The 18619-nt window shown below is 72.2% G+C and carries 21 protein-coding genes; 11 read left to right on the top strand and 10 right to left on the bottom strand.

Annotation, left to right across the window (positions count from 1 at the left end; all coding sequences use genetic code 11):
- Positions 1 to 19 precede the first annotated feature (19 nt).
- Entirely contained in the window at positions 20 to 1270 is a 1251-nt protein-coding gene (locus ACIRP7_RS14755) for an inorganic phosphate transporter (RefSeq protein WP_352390450.1), read from the bottom strand.
- Complete coding sequence (locus tag ACIRP7_RS14760) at positions 1252 to 1902, bottom strand: GH25 family lysozyme (RefSeq protein ID WP_403658227.1); 651 nt, start codon at positions 1900 to 1902, stop codon at positions 1252 to 1254. The genes ACIRP7_RS14755 and ACIRP7_RS14760 overlap by 19 nt, the downstream gene beginning before the upstream one ends.
- A 58-nt stretch (positions 1903 to 1960) precedes the next feature.
- On the opposite strand from ACIRP7_RS14760, the gene ACIRP7_RS14765 reads away from it, so the two are divergent.
- From ACIRP7_RS14765 to ACIRP7_RS14775, 3 genes are all read left to right on the top strand, one after another.
- Complete coding sequence (locus ACIRP7_RS14765; RefSeq protein ID WP_403658230.1) at positions 1961 to 2626, top strand: class II aldolase/adducin family protein; 666 nt, start codon at positions 1961 to 1963, stop codon at positions 2624 to 2626.
- A gap of 244 nt (positions 2627 to 2870) precedes the next feature.
- On the top strand, positions 2871 to 4016 hold the full coding sequence (locus ACIRP7_RS14770) for an alpha/beta hydrolase (protein ID WP_403658233.1): 1146 nt from the start codon (positions 2871 to 2873) through the stop codon (positions 4014 to 4016).
- Positions 4017 to 4174: 158 nt separating this feature from the next.
- Positions 4175 to 5581 (top strand): hypothetical protein, encoded by a 1407-nt coding sequence (locus tag ACIRP7_RS14775; protein ID WP_403658237.1) that lies wholly within the window; start codon positions 4175 to 4177, stop codon positions 5579 to 5581.
- Position 5582: 1 nt separating this feature from the next.
- Here ACIRP7_RS14775 and ACIRP7_RS14780 read toward each other — a convergent pair whose 3' ends face one another.
- Together ACIRP7_RS14780 and ACIRP7_RS14785 are read right to left on the bottom strand one after the other, a co-directional pair.
- Positions 5583 to 5996 (bottom strand): VOC family protein, encoded by a 414-nt coding sequence (locus tag ACIRP7_RS14780; RefSeq protein ID WP_403658239.1) that lies wholly within the window; start codon positions 5994 to 5996, stop codon positions 5583 to 5585.
- A 103-nt stretch (positions 5997 to 6099) separates the two neighbouring features.
- Positions 6100 to 6990, bottom strand: coding sequence for a neutral zinc metallopeptidase (locus ACIRP7_RS14785; protein ID WP_403658442.1), 891 nt, complete (start codon positions 6988 to 6990; stop codon positions 6100 to 6102).
- 217 nt (positions 6991 to 7207) lie between these two features.
- Between ACIRP7_RS14785 and ACIRP7_RS14790 the strand changes: the two genes are divergently transcribed.
- The 3 genes from ACIRP7_RS14790 (at position 7208) to ACIRP7_RS14800 (ending at position 10345) form a co-directional block, all read left to right on the top strand.
- Positions 7208 to 8806, top strand: a complete 1599-nt coding sequence (locus ACIRP7_RS14790; protein WP_403658242.1) for an ABC-F family ATP-binding cassette domain-containing protein — start codon at positions 7208 to 7210, stop codon at positions 8804 to 8806.
- 374 nt (positions 8807 to 9180) lie between these two features.
- Positions 9181 to 9402: a helix-turn-helix domain-containing protein gene (locus ACIRP7_RS14795; protein ID WP_280887789.1), complete on the top strand. Its 222-nt coding sequence runs from the start codon at positions 9181 to 9183 to the stop codon at positions 9400 to 9402.
- A gap of 130 nt (positions 9403 to 9532) precedes the next feature.
- Complete coding sequence (locus ACIRP7_RS14800) at positions 9533 to 10345, top strand: enoyl-CoA hydratase/isomerase family protein (protein ID WP_403658245.1); 813 nt, start codon at positions 9533 to 9535, stop codon at positions 10343 to 10345.
- Positions 10346 to 10364: 19 nt separating this feature from the next.
- Here ACIRP7_RS14800 and ACIRP7_RS14805 read toward each other — a convergent pair whose 3' ends face one another.
- Complete coding sequence (locus ACIRP7_RS14805) at positions 10365 to 11078, bottom strand: nucleopolyhedrovirus P10 family protein (protein WP_403658248.1); 714 nt, start codon at positions 11076 to 11078, stop codon at positions 10365 to 10367.
- Between the two features lie 86 nt (positions 11079 to 11164).
- Here ACIRP7_RS14805 and ACIRP7_RS14810 point away from each other — a divergent pair, with 86 nt between their 5' ends.
- Genes ACIRP7_RS14810 through amaP form a run of 5 tightly spaced genes read left to right on the top strand, consistent with a single transcriptional unit; the run spans position 11165 to position 13505 of the window.
- Complete coding sequence (locus tag ACIRP7_RS14810) at positions 11165 to 11629, top strand: Asp23/Gls24 family envelope stress response protein (RefSeq protein ID WP_352390441.1); 465 nt, start codon at positions 11165 to 11167, stop codon at positions 11627 to 11629.
- 37 nt (positions 11630 to 11666) lie between these two features.
- Positions 11667 to 11861: a hypothetical protein gene (locus ACIRP7_RS14815; protein ID WP_059206289.1), complete on the top strand. Its 195-nt coding sequence runs from the start codon at positions 11667 to 11669 to the stop codon at positions 11859 to 11861.
- Positions 11858 to 12250, top strand: coding sequence for an Asp23/Gls24 family envelope stress response protein (locus tag ACIRP7_RS14820; protein WP_403658251.1), 393 nt, complete (start codon positions 11858 to 11860; stop codon positions 12248 to 12250). The genes ACIRP7_RS14815 and ACIRP7_RS14820 overlap by 4 nt, the downstream gene beginning before the upstream one ends.
- A complete protein-coding gene (locus ACIRP7_RS14825) occupies positions 12247 to 12921 on the top strand; it encodes a DUF6286 domain-containing protein (RefSeq protein WP_403658254.1) in 675 nt (224 codons plus the stop codon). Before ACIRP7_RS14820 ends, ACIRP7_RS14825 begins: the two co-directional genes overlap by 4 nt.
- Positions 12922 to 12926: 5 nt before the next feature.
- On the top strand, positions 12927 to 13505 hold the full coding sequence (gene amaP / locus ACIRP7_RS14830) for an alkaline shock response membrane anchor protein AmaP (protein WP_403658258.1): 579 nt from the start codon (positions 12927 to 12929) through the stop codon (positions 13503 to 13505).
- Between the two features lie 10 nt (positions 13506 to 13515).
- Here the strand turns inward: amaP and ACIRP7_RS14835 are convergent, their stop codons facing one another.
- Genes ACIRP7_RS14835 through ACIRP7_RS14855 form a run of 5 tightly spaced genes read right to left on the bottom strand, consistent with a single transcriptional unit; the run spans position 13516 to position 18495 of the window.
- Positions 13516 to 14271, bottom strand: a complete 756-nt coding sequence (locus tag ACIRP7_RS14835; protein ID WP_403658261.1) for an SDR family oxidoreductase — start codon at positions 14269 to 14271, stop codon at positions 13516 to 13518.
- Between the two features lie 5 nt (positions 14272 to 14276).
- Complete coding sequence (locus ACIRP7_RS14840) at positions 14277 to 16088, bottom strand: glycoside hydrolase family 15 protein (RefSeq protein ID WP_403658264.1); 1812 nt, start codon at positions 16086 to 16088, stop codon at positions 14277 to 14279.
- 33 nt (positions 16089 to 16121) lie between these two features.
- Positions 16122 to 16397, bottom strand: a complete 276-nt coding sequence (locus tag ACIRP7_RS14845; protein ID WP_352390591.1) for a hypothetical protein — start codon at positions 16395 to 16397, stop codon at positions 16122 to 16124.
- Complete coding sequence (locus ACIRP7_RS14850) at positions 16397 to 16966, bottom strand: sigma-70 family RNA polymerase sigma factor (RefSeq protein WP_403658267.1); 570 nt, start codon at positions 16964 to 16966, stop codon at positions 16397 to 16399. Before ACIRP7_RS14850 ends, ACIRP7_RS14845 begins: the two co-directional genes overlap by 1 nt.
- The gene (locus tag ACIRP7_RS14855) at positions 16963 to 18495 is read right to left on the bottom strand and encodes a sodium:solute symporter (protein WP_403658270.1); all 1533 of its coding nucleotides are present in this window, start codon (positions 18493 to 18495) and stop codon (positions 16963 to 16965) included. The genes ACIRP7_RS14850 and ACIRP7_RS14855 overlap by 4 nt, the downstream gene beginning before the upstream one ends.
- Positions 18496 to 18619 lie beyond the last annotated feature (124 nt).

Here is an 18619-nt window from a genome sequence, read left to right on the forward strand (position 1 = left end):
GCTTCCTTAGGAGGGGGGCTCAGACGGCGGCCGGCGGGGCGGCCGGTTCCGTCGCGGCGGCCGGGGCGGGGGCCGGAGCCGGGATCGTGGCGGTGAGGCCCTCGGTCACGGTGCCCGTGGGCGGCGGGGTCACGACGGCGATCGCCGTGGTCACCACGCCGGCCGGCTCGTCGGTGTGGTTGACGTTGGAGGCGTCCACGACCTCGCGGCGCGAGATCTTCCAGATCGCCGCGCTGGAGGCGACGAGGAAGACCGCCACGAGCGCCGTACCCCAGTCGCCGAGGTTCGTGACCGACTCGGCCAGGGCGCCCACCAGGGCCGCCGCCGGGAGCGTCAGCCCCCAGGCCACGAACATCCGCGTCGCCGTCGACCAGCGGACGACCCCGCCCTTGCGGCCGAGGCCCGCGCCCATCACCGAACCGGAGACGGAGTGCGTGGTGGAGAGGGAGAACCCGAGGTGGGACGAGGCCAGGATGACGGTGGCCGCGCTGGTCTGGGCGGCGAAGCCCTGCTGCGGCTGAAGGTCGGTCAGGCCCTTGCCCATGGTGCGGATGATGCGCCAGCCGCCGAGGTAGGTGCCGAGCGCGATGGCGAGACCCGCGGAGAGGATGACCCAGGTGGGCGGGTCGGAGTCGGGGGCGACGACGCCGCCGGCGACCAGGGCGAGGGTGATGATGCCCATCGTCTTCTGCGCGTCGTTGGTGCCGTGGGCGAGCGAGACCAGGCCGGCCGAGGCGATCTGCCCGGTGCGGTAGCCCTTCGCGGCGGCCTTGCCGTCGGCCTTCTTGCCCAGCGTGTAGGAGAGCCGGGTGGCCAGCATGGCGGCGACGCCCGCGACGATCGGGGCCGCGACGGCGGGGATGAGGACCTTGGTGACGAGCGCGTCGCCGTGCACCGCGCCCATGCCCGCCGAGGCGATGGTGGCGCCGATCAGACCGCCCATGAGGGCGTGCGAGGAACTGGAGGGCAGACCCACCAGCCAGGTCAGCAGGTTCCAGAGGATCGCGCCGACCAGGGCGGCGAAGATGACCTCGGGACGGATGCCGGTCTCGTCGACGAGACCCTTGGAGATCGTGTTGGCGACCTCCACCGAGAGAAAGGCGCCCACAAGGTTCAGCACGGCGGACATGGCCACCGCGACCTTGGGCTTGAGCGCACCGGTCGAGATGGTGGTGGCCATCGCGTTGGCGGTGTCGTGAAAACCGTTCGTGAAATCGAACGCGAGTGCGGTGACGACCACAATCGCGAGGATCAGCGAGAAGTTTTCCATTTACCCAGGCAATCGTTCGAGGTCATTGGCAGATTGAACGTAGGTAACCTGGATGAACGGAAGGTGAACTGGGGCGGGCCGCACGGTGACCGGAATCTTCTGCTGTCCCCGCGTCGAACCCCGCCGCCCCCGCGCGACCCGTACGCCCCATGGCTACGTCCCGGCGGCGAACCTCTTGAGCTGTCGCGTCGACCCGTTGATGAGATTCTGGTCACCCGGCAGAGTGCCCGCAGCGCTCCCGCATCTGCCGAGTGGTAGCGGGCCACCTGGGGGGTTGTGTAGCTCACCGGTCGGCGCCCGGTGAGCCGCTTCACCTCGTCACTGAACGACCTGATCCAGCCGACCAGTCCCGCCTCGGTCATGCCGTGGCACTTCTGCTTCTTGCCGTACGGGTTGTATTCGATGTCCAGCGCCGGCGGCAGGGTCCAGCCGTCCCCGGACCAGGCTGTCCGGCAGTGCGAAGGGGTACACCCCGCGCAGGATGCCGACTGGGTCGCCTTGACGTAGACGAACCTGGCGCCCTTGGCCTCCCACACTGAGCATGACCACGGACAGGGCCAGGGCGCGGGTTCGGTGCCGGGCAGCCTTGCGATCACGGGCCATGCGTCTCCCCGGGAACGGCGTCGCCGCACAAGAGGGGCGCACGCCCGGAAACGCGCTCTCCGGCGCCGCGCCTGGCAGGATCACGGCATGGCTGAGGAACGGCAGAAATCACCGGGTGAGGCGGACGCGTGGGGCGAGTTGGTCGACACGGCCCGCCGGACGGTCACCGACGGACTGGTCGTCGGCACCTCCGGCAACGTCTCGGTACGCGTCGGGGACACGGTCCTGGTCACCCCGTCGGGCGTCCCCTACGACCGCCTCACCCCGGACGACGTGACCGGCGTCGACCTGGAGGGCCGTCAGGTCCTGGGCACCCTGGTCCCCACAAGCGAACTCCCCATGCACCTGGCGGTCTACCGCAGCACCGACGCCCGCGCGATCGTCCACACCCACGCGGTGCACGCCACGGCCGTCTCCACGCTCGTGCCCGAACTCCCCCCGATCCACTACATGACCGGCGCCCTCGGCGGCCCCGTCCGGGTCGCCCCCTACGCCACCTACGGCACCGACGAGTTGGCCCAGAACATGCTCCACGCCCTCGCCGACCGCTCCGCCTGCCTCCTCCAGAACCACGGCACGATCACCTACGGCTCCACACTCACCCAGGCCTACGACCGCACGGCCCAGCTGGAATGGATGTGCCACCTGTGGCTGACGTCCCGCTCGATCCCGGGCCTGACCCCGAACCTCCTGACGGAGCGACAGGTTGAGGAGGCGGGGGAGCGGTTGCGGGGGTACGGGCAGCGGGGTTAGGGGGCCGGGTGCGCCTAAGGGGGGTGCCGGGTCGGGTTGTCGTGCGGGTGCGGTCCGGTGGGGGCTGGTCGCGCAGTTCCCCGCGCCCCCAGGGGGTTGCAGTCACCTGCGCCAGGACGCTCACCGGGGCCGCAGGGGCCGCCGCAGGCGTTCAGGGGCGCGGGGAACTGCGCAGAACGCCCGCCCCCACCGGACCCGCACCCGCCCACTGGCCCCGCCCCGCCTCCCCCGCGACACTGAAGACGTGCGCACTGTCAAAGCGACGGCCGCTGCCGTCACCGCAGCCCTGGCGGCCGGCGCAGCCGGCATCGTCGTCGGGAGGATCGCCAGCGACGCCGGACTGAAGGCGCCCGCGGGCCGCCCGCTGCCCGGCGAACCCCGGCTCACCGTCCACTCCACCGCAGCCGGCCGCATCGCCCTCACCCGCGACCTCGCCGCCCTCCGCCCCGGCACCTACGGCCTCGTCGGCGACGCCTCCCACGCCGTCGTGGGCCCCGTCCTCGCCACGGAACCGCACTCCGCCGACACCGTCGTCCGCCGCCTGGAACGCGTCACCCACGGCACCCTGAAACCCGGCGACAAGGTCTGGCTCACCCCGACCACGCACGTCGGCGACCCGAAGTCGGCCCTCGGCCTCGAACACACCGATGTCGACATTCCCGGCGAACTCGGCTCCCTGCCCGCCTGGTTCGTGCCCGGCGCGAGGGACACCTGGGTCATCGCGGTGCACGGCCTCGGTGCGACCCGCGAACACGCCCTGAACATCATGGAGTTCCTGCACCGCCACCGCTTCCCGGTCCTCACCCCCGCCCACCGCGGCGACACCGGCGCCCCCCGCCCGCCGGACGGCCTGAACCACTTCGGCGAGACCGAGTGGCGCGACCTGGACGCGGCGATGCGCTACGCCGTCGGCAACGGCGCCCGCCAACTCGTGCTGCACGGCTGGTCCACCGGCGCGACCATGGCCCTGCGCGCCGCCGTCCGCTCGAGCCTGCGCGACCACGTCAAGGGGCTCGTCCTGGACTCCCCGGTCCTCAGCTGGGAGCGGACCCTGCGCGCCCTCGCCACGGCCCGCCACACCCCCGGTGTCCTCCTGCCGCTCGCGGTGCGCGCGGCACAGGGCCGCACCGGCCTGTACGCGAACCAGGAGAACAGGACCGAGCACCGGACCGAAGACATCGGCCCCGACCGGCCCCCACCGCCCACCCTGATCTTCCACGGCCCGGACGACACGCTCGCCCCCTGGGACCTCTCCCGCCGTCTCGCCGCCACCCACCCCGACCGGATCACCCTCCACACGGTCCGCCAGGCCCCCCATGCGGCGATGTGGAACGCCGACCCGAGCGCCTACGAAGAGACACTGCGCCGTTTCCTCACCCCCCTGATGTGACCTCCGGGCGCTCCCGTCCCACAGGTTCCGTTTAAGCCCGTACCACTGGCCTGATCTCGGTCTATGTCCCTCCGCGTGGCGCCGGCGCCACGCCCTCCCCGGGGCCCGCGGTGACATTCCGTTTGGGTTTTCGGACCGTCAACCGGAAGACTGCACCCGTGACGTCCCGTATCCCGCGCGACTCCAGGCTCCGACTCGTCCGCCCGCGACCCCTGGCCGCCGCCCCCACAGCAGTGAACCAACGGCGCCCACGCCGCCCCGCGCCGCGGCCCCCGGAGGGCACACCGGCCCCGGCGGTACTGGCCAGAATGGCGCGCTCCGGTCTTGCCGACGCGGCCCGCGTGGCGCACTGGGCCGACGGCGCCCTGGGCCCCGGCAGGGACGGTGCGGGCTCCGACGGCAACGGCACCCTCTCCGACGAATCCGCCGCTCGCGCGGCCGCGGACCTGGGTCTGACCGTGGCTCAGGTTCGCGCCGACTGGGACACCGCCCGCCTCGCCGGCCTCGTCGAGGTGCACGGGGACAGCGCCCGCCCGGGTTGGCGGCTGCGCGCCTGGGACCGCGACGACAGTGCCGTACTGCGCGGCTGGGTCGCCCTCTTCGACGCCTGGTCGCTCGCCTTCCCGGAACCCGGCGACCGCGAGCCCGCCTCCGTCGCCGAGGTCGTCTCGGCCATGCCCCAGGTGCTCTCCTTCCTGCAGCTGTCCGCCGGCCCTGTGCCCGTCGAACAGCTCCTGGACCTCCTGGAGCAGCGCGTCACCGAACTGCGCACCGAGCGCTGCGAGATCCCCTACGGCCCGCAGCCGGAGCCCGTGGAGGAGCCCGAGGCGGCGGACACTCAGGACGCCTCCCTCGCCCCGCTTCTCGACTGGGCCTTGCGCGCCCTCGCCTCCGTCGGCGCCCTGACCTACGGCGACGGCCAGGCCACCCTCACCCCGCTCGGCAGCTGGGCGGTGTGGGTCAAGCTGGAGCAGATCTGCGTCGCCGCGCAGAGCCCGGCCGGCAACATCGAGGTCGCCGCCGAGGAGATGCTGCGCGGCTGCGCCCAGCTGCGGCCCAACGCGGCCCGCGCCGAGTACCGCGCCTGGCTCGCCGCCCGCCCCGTCGGCAGCGCCGTCACCGAGCTGCTCGACGCCGCCCGCGGCGACGACGCCCTGCTGCGCGGCCTCGCCTTCGAGGCCCTGCGGGTGGTCGGCGCCCCCGCCGAGCCCGACGTGCGCTCCGTGGCCGACGAGCCCACCCTGCGGCCGTACGCCCTGCTGTGGCTGGCCGAGCACGACGGGATCGACCCGGAGGACGCCCACGAGGTCCTCACCCGGCAGGAGGCCACCTGGCTGTGGGTCGACACCGCGGCCGCCGTCGCCGACCACGGCGAGGCACCGATGCTGGTGCGGCACCTGGAGTCCGCGCTCCAGCCGACCGTCCCTCAACTGCTCGACGAGGTGCGGGCGGTGGGCCACCCGCGCACCGTGCAGGTCCTGGTCGCCCTCGCCGCCGCGCACCCCGACCCGGCCCTGGCCAAGGCCGTACGCCGCGCCGCCTTCCAGGTGCACACCGGAGGGTGAGTCAGGCGCGTATCTCCGGCGCGTACGTCCCGAAGCTCCACACATTGCCCTCGGCGTCCCGGGCCATGTAGTCCCTGGAGCCGTAGTCCTGGTCCGTCGGGGGCATCAGGATCTCCGCGCCGTGCTCCACGGCGCGGCGGTGGTGCGCGTCGACGTCGTCCACGACGATGTACACCCCCACCGGGCCCGCGTCCTTCATCAGCTTGTCGTAGGCGCTGCCGGTGCCCTTCGAACCGAGCATCACCGCGCCGTTGCCCTGCACCAGCTCCGCGTGGGTCACCAGGCCGTCCTCGCCCTCGTACACCGCCAGCTCGGTGAAGCCGAAGGCCTCCGTCAGCTGCTCGATCGCCGCCTTCGCGTCCGCGTACAGCAGTGCCGGGTAGATGCTCGGACGCCCACCGCTCGTGCCTGCCATGCCGATCACTCCCTTGTGACGAGACCGGCCAGAAGCCGCGAATCCCCTCTGCGGTCCAGTCTCGCAGCGGCCACTGACAACGGCCTCCCAGCAGGCGAAAGCCTCAGCGGAAGGTGTCGCAGCGTGCCATGTCGCCGGACTCGTAGCCCTGCCGGAACCAGCTCTGACGCTGCTGCGCCGACCCGTGGGTCCACGACTCCGGTGTCACCCGCCCCTGGAACCGCTCCTGGATCCGGTCGTCGCCCACGGCCGCCGCCGCGTCCAGGCCGTCGGCGATGTCCGCGTCCGTGAGACGCGTGATGAGCGGCCGCCCCGTCGACTCGTCCTTCGTCGTGGTCGCGTGACGGGCCCACACCCCGGCGTAGCAGTCCGCCTGGAGCTCCACCCGCACCGCGTTGCTGTCCGCGCCGGTCCGCCCGTCCTGCGACCGGCTCAGCGTGCCCATCAGGTCCTGCACGTGATGTCCGTACTCGTGCGCCACCACGTACGCCTGCGCGAACGGCCCGCCACTGGCCCCGAACTTCGACCGCAGCTCGTCGAAGAACCCCAGATCGAGATAGACCCTCCGGTCGCCAGGGCAGTAGAACGGCCCGACCGCCGAGGTCGCCGACCCGCACGCGGTGCCGACCTGCTCACCGAAGAAGAACGTGGGGGAGCGGGTGTACGTGGCGCCGCGCCGCTCGAACTCCTGGTCCCAGTAGTCCTGCACGCTGTTGACCACCGCCACGATCCGGCAGTCGTCGCGCGTGTTCGCGTCCTGCCCGGTCCGGCAGCTCCGCTGGACCTCGGAGAGGCCGGAGGCCGTGGCCGCGGGCTGTCCGCCGCTGTCGGTGAGTCCGAGCTGGTCGGGACCGACGCCGAGGAAGAGCCCGAGGAGCAGGACGATCAGCCCGCCGATGCCGCCACCGATGGTCGCCCTGCCGCCCGGGATGCGGCTGCCGCGCACGTCCTGCACCTCGGAGGTGTCCAAACTGGCGTCGTCGTCGAACTGCATGCGGACACCGCCCTCTGCGCTCACCGGCCCCCCGCGGGGCATCCTCGACGGGACCGACCGGATACCCGGAGCGAGACCAACCGAACACCCGAACCCAGAAAAAGTGCTTGCACGCCCCCGTTAGACTTGGCCCATGGCCATTCTCCTCGCGCATTAGACGGCGGGAACGTCCTCAGCCGCCCACCCGTCAATCCCGAATCCGCCCTGGAGTCTGTCCGTGATCTCCGCCTCCGGTATCGAGCTGCGCGCCGGCGCCCGAGTCCTCATCGAGTCCGCCACCTTCCGTGTCGCCAAGGGCGACCGCATCGGCCTGGTCGGCCGCAACGGCGCGGGGAAGACCACCCTCACCAAGTGCCTGGCCGGCGAGGGCATCCCCGCCGCCGGCCAGATCACCCGCTCCGGCGAGGTCGGCTACCTCCCCCAGGACCCCCGCACCGGCGACCTCGACGTGCTCGCCCGCGACCGCATCCTCTCCGCGCGCGGCCTCGACGTCCTGCTGAAGAAGATGCGCGACAACGAACAGCGCATCGCCAACGGCAGCGGTGCCACCCGGGAGAAGGCGCTGCGGCAGTACGAGCGCCAGGAGACCGAGTTCCTCACCAAGGGCGGGTACTCCGCCGAGGCCGAGGCCGCCACCATCGCCGCCGCGCTGAACCTCCCCGACCGGGTGCTCGGCCAGCCCCTGCACACTCTCTCCGGTGGTCAGCGCCGCCGTATCGAATTGGCCCGGATCCTGTTCTCCGACGCCGACACCCTGCTCCTCGACGAGCCGACCAACCACCTCGACGCCGACTCGATCATCTGGCTGCGCGACTACCTCAAGTCCTACCGCGGCGGCTTCATCGTGATCTCCCACGACGTCGATCTGGTCGAGACGGTCGTCAACAAGGTGTTCTACCTGGACGCCAACCGTGCCCAGATCGACGTCTACAACATGGGCTGGAAGCTCTACCAGCAGCAGCGCGAGGCCGACGAGAAGCGCCGCAAGCGCGAGCGGCAGAACGCCGAGAAGAAGGCCGCCGCCCTGCACTCGCAGGCCGACAAGATGCGCGCCAAGGCCACCAAGACGGTCGCCGCGCAGAACATGGCCAAGCGCGCCGACCGGCTGCTCGCGGGCCTCGACGCGGTGCGCCAGCAGGACAAGGTCGCCAAGCTGCGCTTCCCCGAGCCCGCGCCCTGCGGCAAGACCCCGCTCATGGCGGAGGGCCTGTCGAAGTCGTACGGCTCGCTGGAGATCTTCACCGATGTCGACCTGGCCATCGACAAGGGCTCCCGCGTGGTCATCCTGGGCCTCAACGGCGCGGGCAAGACGACCCTGCTGCGCCTGCTCGCCGGGACCGAGCAGCCGGACACCGGCGCGGTCGTGCCGGGCCACGGCCTCAAGCTCGGCTACTACGCCCAGGAGCACGAGACCCTCGACCCGGAGCGCACGGTCCTGGAGAACATGCGCTCGGCGGCCCCCGACCTCGACCTGGTCGAGGTGCGCAAGACGCTCGGCTCGTTCCTGTTCTCCGGCGACGACGTCGACAAGCCGGCCGGCGTCCTGTCCGGCGGCGAGAAGACCCGGCTCGCGCTCGCCACCCTGGTCGTCTCCTCGGCGAACGTCCTGCTCCTCGACGAGCCCACCAACAACCTCGACCCGGCCAGCCGCGAGGAGATCCTCGGCGCGCTGCGCACCTACAAGGGCGCTGTCGTCCTGGTCACCCACGACGAGGGCGCGGTCGAGGCGCTCCAGCCGGAGCGGATCATCCTGCTGCCGGACGGCGTCGAGGACCTGTGGGGCGCCGACTACGCGGATCTCGTCGCCCTCGCCTGAGTAGGCGCCGCTTGATCGAAAGCGTGATCCAGGGGGTGATCCACGGCGTGATCAACGGCGTATGGATCATTCGGCCCACCGGTGATCCACCATCTGTGTGAGATCTCCTCGTACCGAGGTGTGTCCTACATCGATTTCACGGCCGAGTCCTTTATCGACAAGGACTCGGCCGTCGCACGTCTCTGACCTGGCACTTCACAAAGGAACCCGTTCGGCGGTACGAACGCGCCCGGGTGGAATCACAGATTCCGTATGTGGGGACCCGCTCCTGTCGTCAAAACCATGTCTTACGGACCTTGCCGAATGGGTGGCCATGAACGCTCGGAGGGGTGATCATGAGAGGACCAGAGCGCACTTCCCATGAGGAGGACCGGGTGGCCGAGACTCTGAAGAAGGGCAGCCGGGTAACCGGCGTCGCGCGCGACAAGCTCGCGGCAGACCTGAAGAAGAAGTACGACTCCGGTGCGAGCATTCGGGCACTGGCCGAGGAAACCGGCCGCTCGTATGGCTTCGTACACCGGATGCTCAGCGAATCGGGCGTCACGCTCCGTGGGCGTGGCGGGGCGACGCGGGGCAAGAAGGCCGCGTCGTCCTGAGCCGGGCGGCCCATCGGCTTCGATGGTGGCCACCCGGTCGGTCGGTTGACTGACCGGGTGGTTACTGTGCAGTCACTTAGCTGTGCCGTCCTGCGGCACGGAGGATGACCGCACTCATCGGAGGCGCCCCATGGCGACGTCCAGCCAGGACAGCCAGGAACTCGTTCCCCTGCTCGACAAGGACGGCGTACGGCTCACCGTCGAGGACACCCTCGCCACGGTGACGCTGACCAACCCCGCCAAGCGCAACGCGCAGAGCCCTGCTCTGTGGCGAGCGCTCGCCGAGGCCGGCCGGCTGGTGCCGGGCTCCGTCCGGGTCGTGGTGCTGCGTGGCGAAGGCAAGTCCTTCTCCGCGGGGCTCGACCGGCAGATGTTCACGCCCGAGGGGATCGAGGGCGAGCCGTCGTTCATCGACCTCGCCCGCAGTGGTGACGCCGAACTCGACGCCGCCATCGCCCAGTTCCAAGAGGGCTTCACCTGGTGGCGGCGCAGTGACGTCGTGTCCATCGCCGCCGTGCAGGGGCATGCCATCGGGGCGGGCTTCCAGCTGGCCCTCGCCTGTGACCTGCGCGTCGTCGCCGACGACGTGCAGTTCGCCATGCGCGAGACCAGCCTCGGCCTGGTCCCCGACCTCACCGGCACCCACCCCCTGGTGGGCCTCGTCGGATACGCCCGGGCGCTGGAGATCTGCGCCACCGGGCGCTTCGTCACGGCCGAGGAGGCGGTGAACACCGGCCTCGCCAACCTCGCCGTACCCCTGGAGCAGCTCGACGGCGCCGTGAAGGACCTGGCGGCCGCACTTCTGTCCGCCCCCCGCGACGCGGTCATCGAGACCAAGGCGCTGCTGCGCGGCGCCCAGGACCGCACCTACGACGAGCAGCGCGGCGCCGAGCGCGCGGCCCAGACCCGACGCCTGCGGGACCTCGCCGGAGTCGGCGAGTAGATCCGGTCGGCGAGTGGATCTAGACGAGGGCCGTCACCAGGACGGCCACCGTCGGACCGTCCGACAGCGCCGCTCCCACGGCGGCGCGGACCTCCCGGGCCACGTCCAGGGCCCGGCGGTCCGCGCCCACCGCCACTTCGACGCGGACATGGCGGCGCGGTAGCGAGCCGCCCCCGGTCTCCCGGTCCTCGATGTGCACGGGCCGCCCCAGCAGACCGGTCAGCCGGACCACACCGGGCACCGCCAGCGCGGCGACCGCCGGGAGGGTCTCGTCGCCCAGTCCCGCCTCCACGAGACGCGGCGGCTCGGGCGCCCGTACGGGGGAACGTTCCGCGTCCTCGTCCAGCAGGGCCGTCACCCGCAGGTCCACCTCGCCGATCTCCAACCCCAGCAGCCCCGTGGCCGCCCCGGCGAGTGCCGTGCGCAGCAGCTCCGCCGTCACCGGCAGCGGCTGTGCGGGCGTGGCCTCGAACTCGGCCGCGAGTCGCAGCGGGCCGGGCGGCAGCGCGCTCGGCGGCGCCGGGACGGCGGGCTCGTGCGTGTCCTCCGGACGGGCGAGCCCGATGCGCACCGTCCCCAGCCGTACGCCCCGGAGGTCCTCGGCGGCGGCCCGCAGCACCGTCCGGGCCGCCTCCTCGGAGATCCACGCTCCGTCCCGCGGCCCGCCCAGGGGCAGCAGCCTGCCCAGCCGCAGCTGATGCCGCACCGTCCGTGCCCACTGCTCCGCCGTCATTCCTCCAGCCTGCCGCATCTCCGGCGCGCGATCGCGCCACCGCGCTTACGGTGGTCGAAGGAGGACGACCGAAAGGGGTGACGGCGATGACCGACATGACGCAGAGCACCGAGGTGGAGCCGCAGGCGCAGCTTCACAAGACCACCAGGCGCGGCGGCGGCGACCCGGCGAACCGTGGGCGGACCACTATCGCCGACGGGGTCGTGGAGAAGATCGCCGGGCTCGCGGCACGGGACGTCCTGGGCGTCCACGCCATGGGCAGCGGGCTGAGCCGAACCTTCGGGGCGGTACGGGACCGGGTGCCCGGCGGTTCCAAGTCCGCCACACGCGGGGTCAAGGTCGAGGTCGGCGAGGTGCAGACCGCGCTCGACCTGGAGATCGTCGTCGACTACGGCGTCTCGATCGCGGACGTGGCCAAGGCGGTGCGGGAGAACGTCATCGCCGCGGTGGAGCGGATGACCGGCCTGGAGGTCGTCGAGGTCAATGTCGCGGTGAGCGATGTGAAGCTGCCCGACGAGGAGGACGAGGAGCCGGAGTCGCGGCTGCAATAGCCGGCCCACAGCTTGAGGGACCTTTAGGGAGCGCACGATGAGCATGGCCGTGGTCGGCATGATCGCCGGCATGGCGCTGGGCTTCGCGGGGTATTTCGGCGGGTTCGGTGCCTTCCTGCTGGTGGCGGCGCTGGGCGCCATCGGCTTCGTCGTCGGCCGGTTCCTGGAGGGGGACCTGGAGATCGGCGATCTCTTCCGTACCCGTGACGAGCGTCGCGACCGGCGGCGATGACGTCCGTGAGCAGCGAGGCCGGCGCGGCGGACGCGCTCAGCAGCCCCCTGACCGCGACCGCCGTTCCCCCCGGTGACCGAGGGGCGACGAGGATCGCCGACCGGGTGGTCGCGAAGGTCGCGGGACAGGCGGCCCGTGAGGCGCTCGGAAAACTCCCCGCCGCGGCGGAACCCCCGTACGCCACCGTCGTGGTCCACCACGAGAACGCCCGGATCCGCATGCACCTCGAACTCGACTACCCCTGCGACATCGGCGCGCGATGCCGTCAGGTGCGTCAGCACGTGGTCGAGCGGGTAGTCGCGTTGGTGGGCATGGAGGTGTCGGAGGTCGCCGTCCAGGTGGAGCGGCTGTATCCGGCACACGGCGCGGCACAGGGGAGGACGCGATGAGCGAGCCCCAGGGCTCGGAAGGCACCACACGGCGACTGCCGGTCATCGAGCGGGCGGCGGAACCGGACCGGCGCGATCCGGCCGCGTACGGACCGCCGCCCGTCCCGGACGCCGGGACGGGCGGCGGCGAGCGCCGCTTCTGGTCGGCGCGCAGGGTTCCGGCCGCCCTCGTCGCCCTGCTGCTCCTGCTCGGCGCGGGCATCTTCCTGTACGACATCGTGGCCGTCCGGGCCCATCGGCCGGCCATGCACTGGCGCCGCGAACTCTCCCGGCAACTCGCCGCACGCCCCCTGGACGACACCTGGGTCCTGATCGGCGCCGGCGTGGCCGCGGCCCTGGGCCTGTGGCTGATCGTCCTGGCCGCCACACCGGGTCTGCGCCGTGTCCTCCCGATGCGCCGCACCCACCCCGACGTCCGCGCCGGCCTCCACCGGGACGCGGCCGCCATGGTCCTGCGCGACCGGGCCATGGAGGTGGCCGGCGTCCAGTCCGCACGCGTACGGGTGAAGCGGACGAAGGCCGACGTCCGCGCGGTCTCCCACTTCCGCGAGCTGGACGACGTACGCGACGACCTGGACGTGACCCTCACCGAGGCGATCAGGGGACTGGGTCTGGCCCGGCCCCCCGCCCTGTCGGTGCACGTGACGCGGACGACCCGGAAGAAGGGCTGAGGCCGATGCTCAGGACCGTCAACCGCGTACTGCTCGCCCTGGTGGGCCTGGTCCTGCTCGTCGTCGGCGGCTCGGTGCTCGCCGTGGGCCTCGGCCTCGACCCGCCCTCCTGGTGGATCCACGACGGCAAGAAGGACGTCCTGCTGAGCGACGCGGAGCGCACCCGCTGGGACGGCGAGGGCTGGTGGTGGCCGACGGTCATCGCCGCACTGGCCCTCGTCGTGCTGCTGACCCTGTGGTGGCTGACGGCGGTACTGCGCAGGCGCCGGCTCACGGAGGTCCGCGTCAACACCGGCGACGGCGAGGGCGCCCTGCTGAGGGGGCGGGCCCTGGAGGCCGTACTCGAAGGCGACGCAGCCGAGTTGGACGGCGTCCAGCGGGCCCACGCCCACCTGACCGGCCGCCCGGACGCTCCCGGGACCCGCGTGCGACTCCTGCTGGAACCCCACGTGGACCCGGGAACGGCCCTGCATCACCTGACGGCCGGGGCCCTGGACCACGCCCGCAACTCGGCAGGCCTCGCGTCACTTCCGGCCGAGGTCCGCATGACCGGCGTCAAGCACAAGGCGGAAAGGGTCAGTTGAGAGTCCGCACCTAGAACCCGTGCCGCATGCCCCCGTCGACGGGCAGCATGACCCCGGTCAGATAGGAAGCGGCCGGCGACAGGAGGAAGGCCGCCACCCGCCCGAACTCCTCCGGCGTCCCGTACCGCCGCAACGGAATCCGGGACTCGTTCGCGGCCCGAGTGGCCTCCGGGTCCGCCGACATCCCGTCCAGCTCGCGCACGCGATCCGTGTCGATACGCGACGGCAGCAGCCCCACCACACGGATCCCGCGCGGCCCCAGCTCATCGGCGAGGGACTTCGCGAACCCGGCCAGGCCGGGCCGCAGCCCGTTCGAAATGGTCAGCCCCGGAATCGGCTCGTGCACGGACGCGGAGAGCACGAACCCGATGACACCCCCGGCTTCCAGTTCCGCCGCGGCCGCCCGAGCCAGCCGGACCGCTCCCAGGAACACGGACTCGAACGCGGACTGCCACTGCTCGTCCGTGTTGTCGGCGACGAAACCGGGCGGGGGCCCGCCCACGCTGATCAGCACCCCGTGGAAGCCCCCGAAGTGCTCCCGCGCGGTGGCGATCAGCCGCTCCGGCGCCGAGGGGTCGGCGTTGTCGACGGCCACCCCCACCGCGTCCGGTCCCAACTCCGCCGCCGCGGCGAGCGCGCCCTTCTCGTCCCGCCCGGTCACCACGACCTTCGCCCCGTCCGCGACCAGCGAACGCGCGGCCGCGTTGCCGAGCCCACGGGTCGCTCCGGTGACGACGTACACACGGTCCTTCAGTCCAAGATCCATGGTCCCTATCCTGCCTCCCCGCCCCCGAACAGAGTGAGGGCGGTGTTCACCAGCCCGATGTGGCTGAACGCCTGCGGGAAGTTGCCGAGCTGGGCGCCGGCCACGGGGTCGTACTCCTCGGACAGCAGCCCCACGTCGTTGGCCAGCCCCAGCAGCCGTTCGAAGAGGTCCCGCGCCTCCTTCGTACGGCCCGTCATGTGCAGGGCGTCGGCGAGCCAGAACGAGCACACCAGGAACGTGCCCTCGCCGCCGGGCAGCCCGTCGACGGGGGTCTCCGCGCCGCTGTACCGCCGTACCAGTCCGTTGTGCTCCAGCTCCGCGCGGATCGCGTCGATGGTGCCGACGACACGGGGATCGTCGGCGGGCAGGAAGCCGGCGCGGGGGATCAGCAGCAGGGACGCGTCGAGTTCGCGTGAGCCGTAGTACTGGGTGAAGGTGTTGCGTCCGGGGTCGTAGCCCTTCTCGCAGACCTCGTGGTGCACCTCGTCGCGCAGCGCGCGCCAGCCGTCCAGGTCGCCCCGCAGCTCCGGGAAGGCCTCCAGGGCGCGCACGGCGCGGTCGGCGGCGACCCACACCATCACTTTCGAGTGGACGAAGTCGCGGCGGACGCCGCGCACCTCCCACAGCCCCTCGTCCGGCTGCCGCCAGGAGGACCGGAGGAAGTCCAGCAGGACGCTCTGCAGGGACCACATGTGCGGTTTGGCGGGCAGGCCCGCCCGCCGGGCCAGCGACAGCGAGTCCATGACCTCGCCGTACACGTCCAGCTGGAGCTGTTTCACGGCCTCGTTGCCGATGCGTACCGGCCGGGAGCCGCCGAAACCGGACAGCCACGGCAACTCGAACTCGGGCAGCCGCCGTTCGCCCGCGACGCCGTACATGATCTGGAGGTCCGCCGGGTCGCCGGCGACCGCGCGCAGCAGCCAGTCCCGCCAGGCCTCGGCCTCCTCCAGATAGCCGCACTGTACGAGGGCGCCCAGGGTGAGCGTGGAGTCGCGCAGCCAGCAGTAGCGGTAGTCCCAGTTGCGCACGCCGCCCATCTCCTCCGGCAGCGAGGTCGTGGCCGCGGCCACGATGCCGCCGGTCGGCCGGTAGGTGAGCGCCTTCAGGGTGATCAGGGAACGGACCACGGCATCCCGGTGCGGACCCTCGTAGCGGCAGCGCGCCGACCACGCCTGCCAGTCGGCCACGCTGCTCTCGAGCGTCTCGAAGGGGTCGGTCAGCGGGGGGCGCGGCTCGTGCGAGGGGTGCCAGGTGAGGACGAACGCGACCTTCTCGCCGGCCTCGACGGTGAACTCCGAGTGCGTCGCGAAGTGCTCGCCCCAGGTGTGGACCGGGGGTTCGCTGCGCAGCCAGGTGGCGTCGGGTCCCGCGACGGCCACCCGCTGTCCGCCGGACCTGCGCACCCAGGGCACGATCGAGCCGTACTCGAAGCGCAGCCGCAGCGTGCTGCGCACGGTGACCCGGCCGGTGAGCCCCTCCACGACGCGTACGACGTCGGGGGCGACGTCGCGCTGCGGCATCAGGTCGGTGACGCGCACCGCGCCCTCGTCGGTCTCCCACTCGGTGTCCAGGACGAGGGTGCCGGGGCGGTACGCGCGTCTCGTGCACCGGTCCGCGTGCTTCGGGGCGATCCGCCAGTGGCCGTTCTCCTCGTCCCCGAGCAGTCTGGCGAAGCAGGCCGCCGAGTCGAAGCGGGGCAGGCACAGCCAGTCCACGGAGCCGTCCGTGCCTACCAGGGCGGCGGTCTGTTCGTCGCCGATGAGGGCGTAGTCCTCGATACGGGGGATCCGGGTGGCCGGTGGGGTTCGGGGGTGCACGCAGTGGCGCTTCCCGGCTGGTCGCGGGGGCAATCAGGGGTGGGGCCGGGGGAGTGACGCCGCCGTGCCGGAGAAGATCACTCCCGGGTGCGCGGGAGTCTGGTTCAGCACCCACAGTCCGATCAGCGTGGCCAGCGCGAACACGACCGCGATGAGGACGGTGAGGACGAGCCGGCGGCGGCGTTCCCGGCGCAGCCACTCGCCGCGTGCCGTGCGGTAGGCGTCGGGCGCCGCGTGCACCTTGCCCGCCAGCGCGGCGAGGGCCTCCTGGAGTTCCCGCTCGGTGCGGTCCGGACTCGCGTCGTTCATCATCGCCGGGCCTCCATCGCCTGGGTCAGGGCGGCGAGGCCGCGCGCCGTGTGGGTCTTGACGGAACCGCAGGAGATGCCCATCGCCGAGGCGATCTCGCTCTCCTTCAGCCCGAGCCAGTGCCGCAGCACCAGCGCCTCGCGCTGCCGGGCGGGCAGCTGCTGGAGCGCGTCGATGAGGACGCGCTGGTCGTCGTGGAGGAGCGCGGTGCTCTCGGCGGAGGCGACGAGCTCGTCCGTTCTCGTCGGGGGATTCTCCACGTGCTTGCGGGCCACCTGGAGGTGGCGTATCCGCATCCGCGTCAGATTGCAGACGGTGGAGCGCAGATAGGCCTCCGCGGCCTCGGTGTCGCGCAGGCGCCGCCACTTCCGGTAGATCTGGTAGTAGGCCTCGGCGACCACGTTCTCCGGGTCGTCGGCGCCGAGCAGCACGGCGAGGCGGAGCATGGAGGCGTAGTGCAGCTCGAAAAGGTGGGCCACACCGGCCTCGCGCTCCAGTTCGGCCGGGTCGGCCGCCGCGGGGGCGAGCGGGGCGGGCACGGGGGTGCCGGCTCTCAGGTGCTGTCTCACGGGTTGTTCGCTCCCGTCTCGGGGCGCCGCCTGACGGTCAGGCGCGACGGTAGGTCGGTCAGGTCGGCGCCGCGCGGGACGCCGAGCCGTTCGAGGGCCGCGGTTCCGGCCAGGGCGACGGTCAGATTGAGCAGGAGGGCGACGAGACCGGCGTAGACCTGGAAGGGCCCGCTGCCGAGCGAGGAGAAGCCCTCGCGGACGACGAGGAAGGTGCCGGCCAGCATGCCCGCGCCCCACCCGGCGAGCAGCGCCCGCGGATGCAGCCGCCCGGTGAACAGGCCCACGGCGACAGCCGGGAAGATCTGCAGGATCCAGACCCCGCCGAGGAGCTGGAGGTTGACGGCGTCCTGGTCGCGCAGCCCGAACACGAACGCCACCGCGCCCACCTTCGCCGTCAGCGACACCGCCTTGGCGATCCGCACCTGCCGTTTGGGCGTGGCCGTGGGGTGCACGTACTCGACGTAGACGTTGCGCACGAAGCTGGTGGCCGCCGCGATCGACATCACCGCGGCCGGCACCAGGGCCCCCACGGTGATCGCGCCGAACACCAGCCCGGCCAGGGGCCCCGGCATCAACCGGTCCACCAGCATCGGTACGGCGGTCTCGGCACCGCCCTCCGGTGCTCGGACGCCCGCCGCGAGCGCCGCGATGCCGAGGAACCCGAAGAGGGCGAGCAGCCCCGTCCAGGCGGGCAGGGCCACGGCGACCTTGCGCAGGGTGCGCGGGCCGTCGGCGGCGAACCCGGCGGTCAGGACGTGCGGGTACATCAGCAGGGCGAGCGCGGAGCCGAGGGCGAGGGTGGCGTAGGTGGGCTGCTGCTCGGGGGAGAGGAGCAGGGCCGGTCCGCCCAGGCGCTCGGCGGCCCCGTCGAACACCGCGCCAGGACCGCCGAGCCGTTCCAGGACCAGCCAGGTGACGGCGGTGAGCGAGACGAAGACGGCGACCGCCTTGAGCGCCGAGATCACGGTGGGCGCCCGCAGCCCGTGCCGATAGGTGGCCACCGCGAGCCCCGCGAACAGCGCCACCATCACCAGGTCGCCCCTCGCGCCCCGCGGATACACGCCCCCGGCCGTCAGCACCGCCCGTATCCCGAGCAGCTGGAGCGCCAGATACGGCATGGTCGCCAAAATCCCGGTCAGCGCGACCACCAGGGCCAGCGGCGGCGAACCGTAGCGGCCGCGCACAAAGTCGGCGGCGGTGATGTAGCCGTGCCGGCGGGCCACCTCGCCCAGGCGGCTGAGCAGCACGAAGGCGATCGGGCACACGATCACCGTGTACGGCACCGCGAAGAACGCGGCCCCGCCGTTGCCGTACGCCAGTCCCGGCACCGCGGTGAAGGTGTACGCGGTGAAGATCGTGCCGCCCAGCAGCAGCCAGGTCCACACCGGGCCGAGGCTGCGGTCGGCCAGCGCCCAGCCCTCCAGGGACGGCAACCGGTCGCTGGGGCGCAGCCGGCGCGCGGTCACGGCGAGCAGCGACGCTCCGCCGATCACGGCGAGGAACGTCGCGGTCATGGCGCTGTCGGCCATGGTCACCGTCCTTGGTGTGTCTGTGCCCTCGCGCTTAAGTTGCGCGGGCCGCCGGTTCGGATGACGGACACCGGCGGGAAATCTCCTCGGAATTCGCTGTCAACCGTCCGCGGGAGGTGGGCAA

The organism is Streptomyces sp. NPDC102270 (genome assembly GCF_044766405.1).
Lineage (GTDB): Bacteria > Actinomycetota > Actinomycetes > Streptomycetales > Streptomycetaceae > Streptomyces.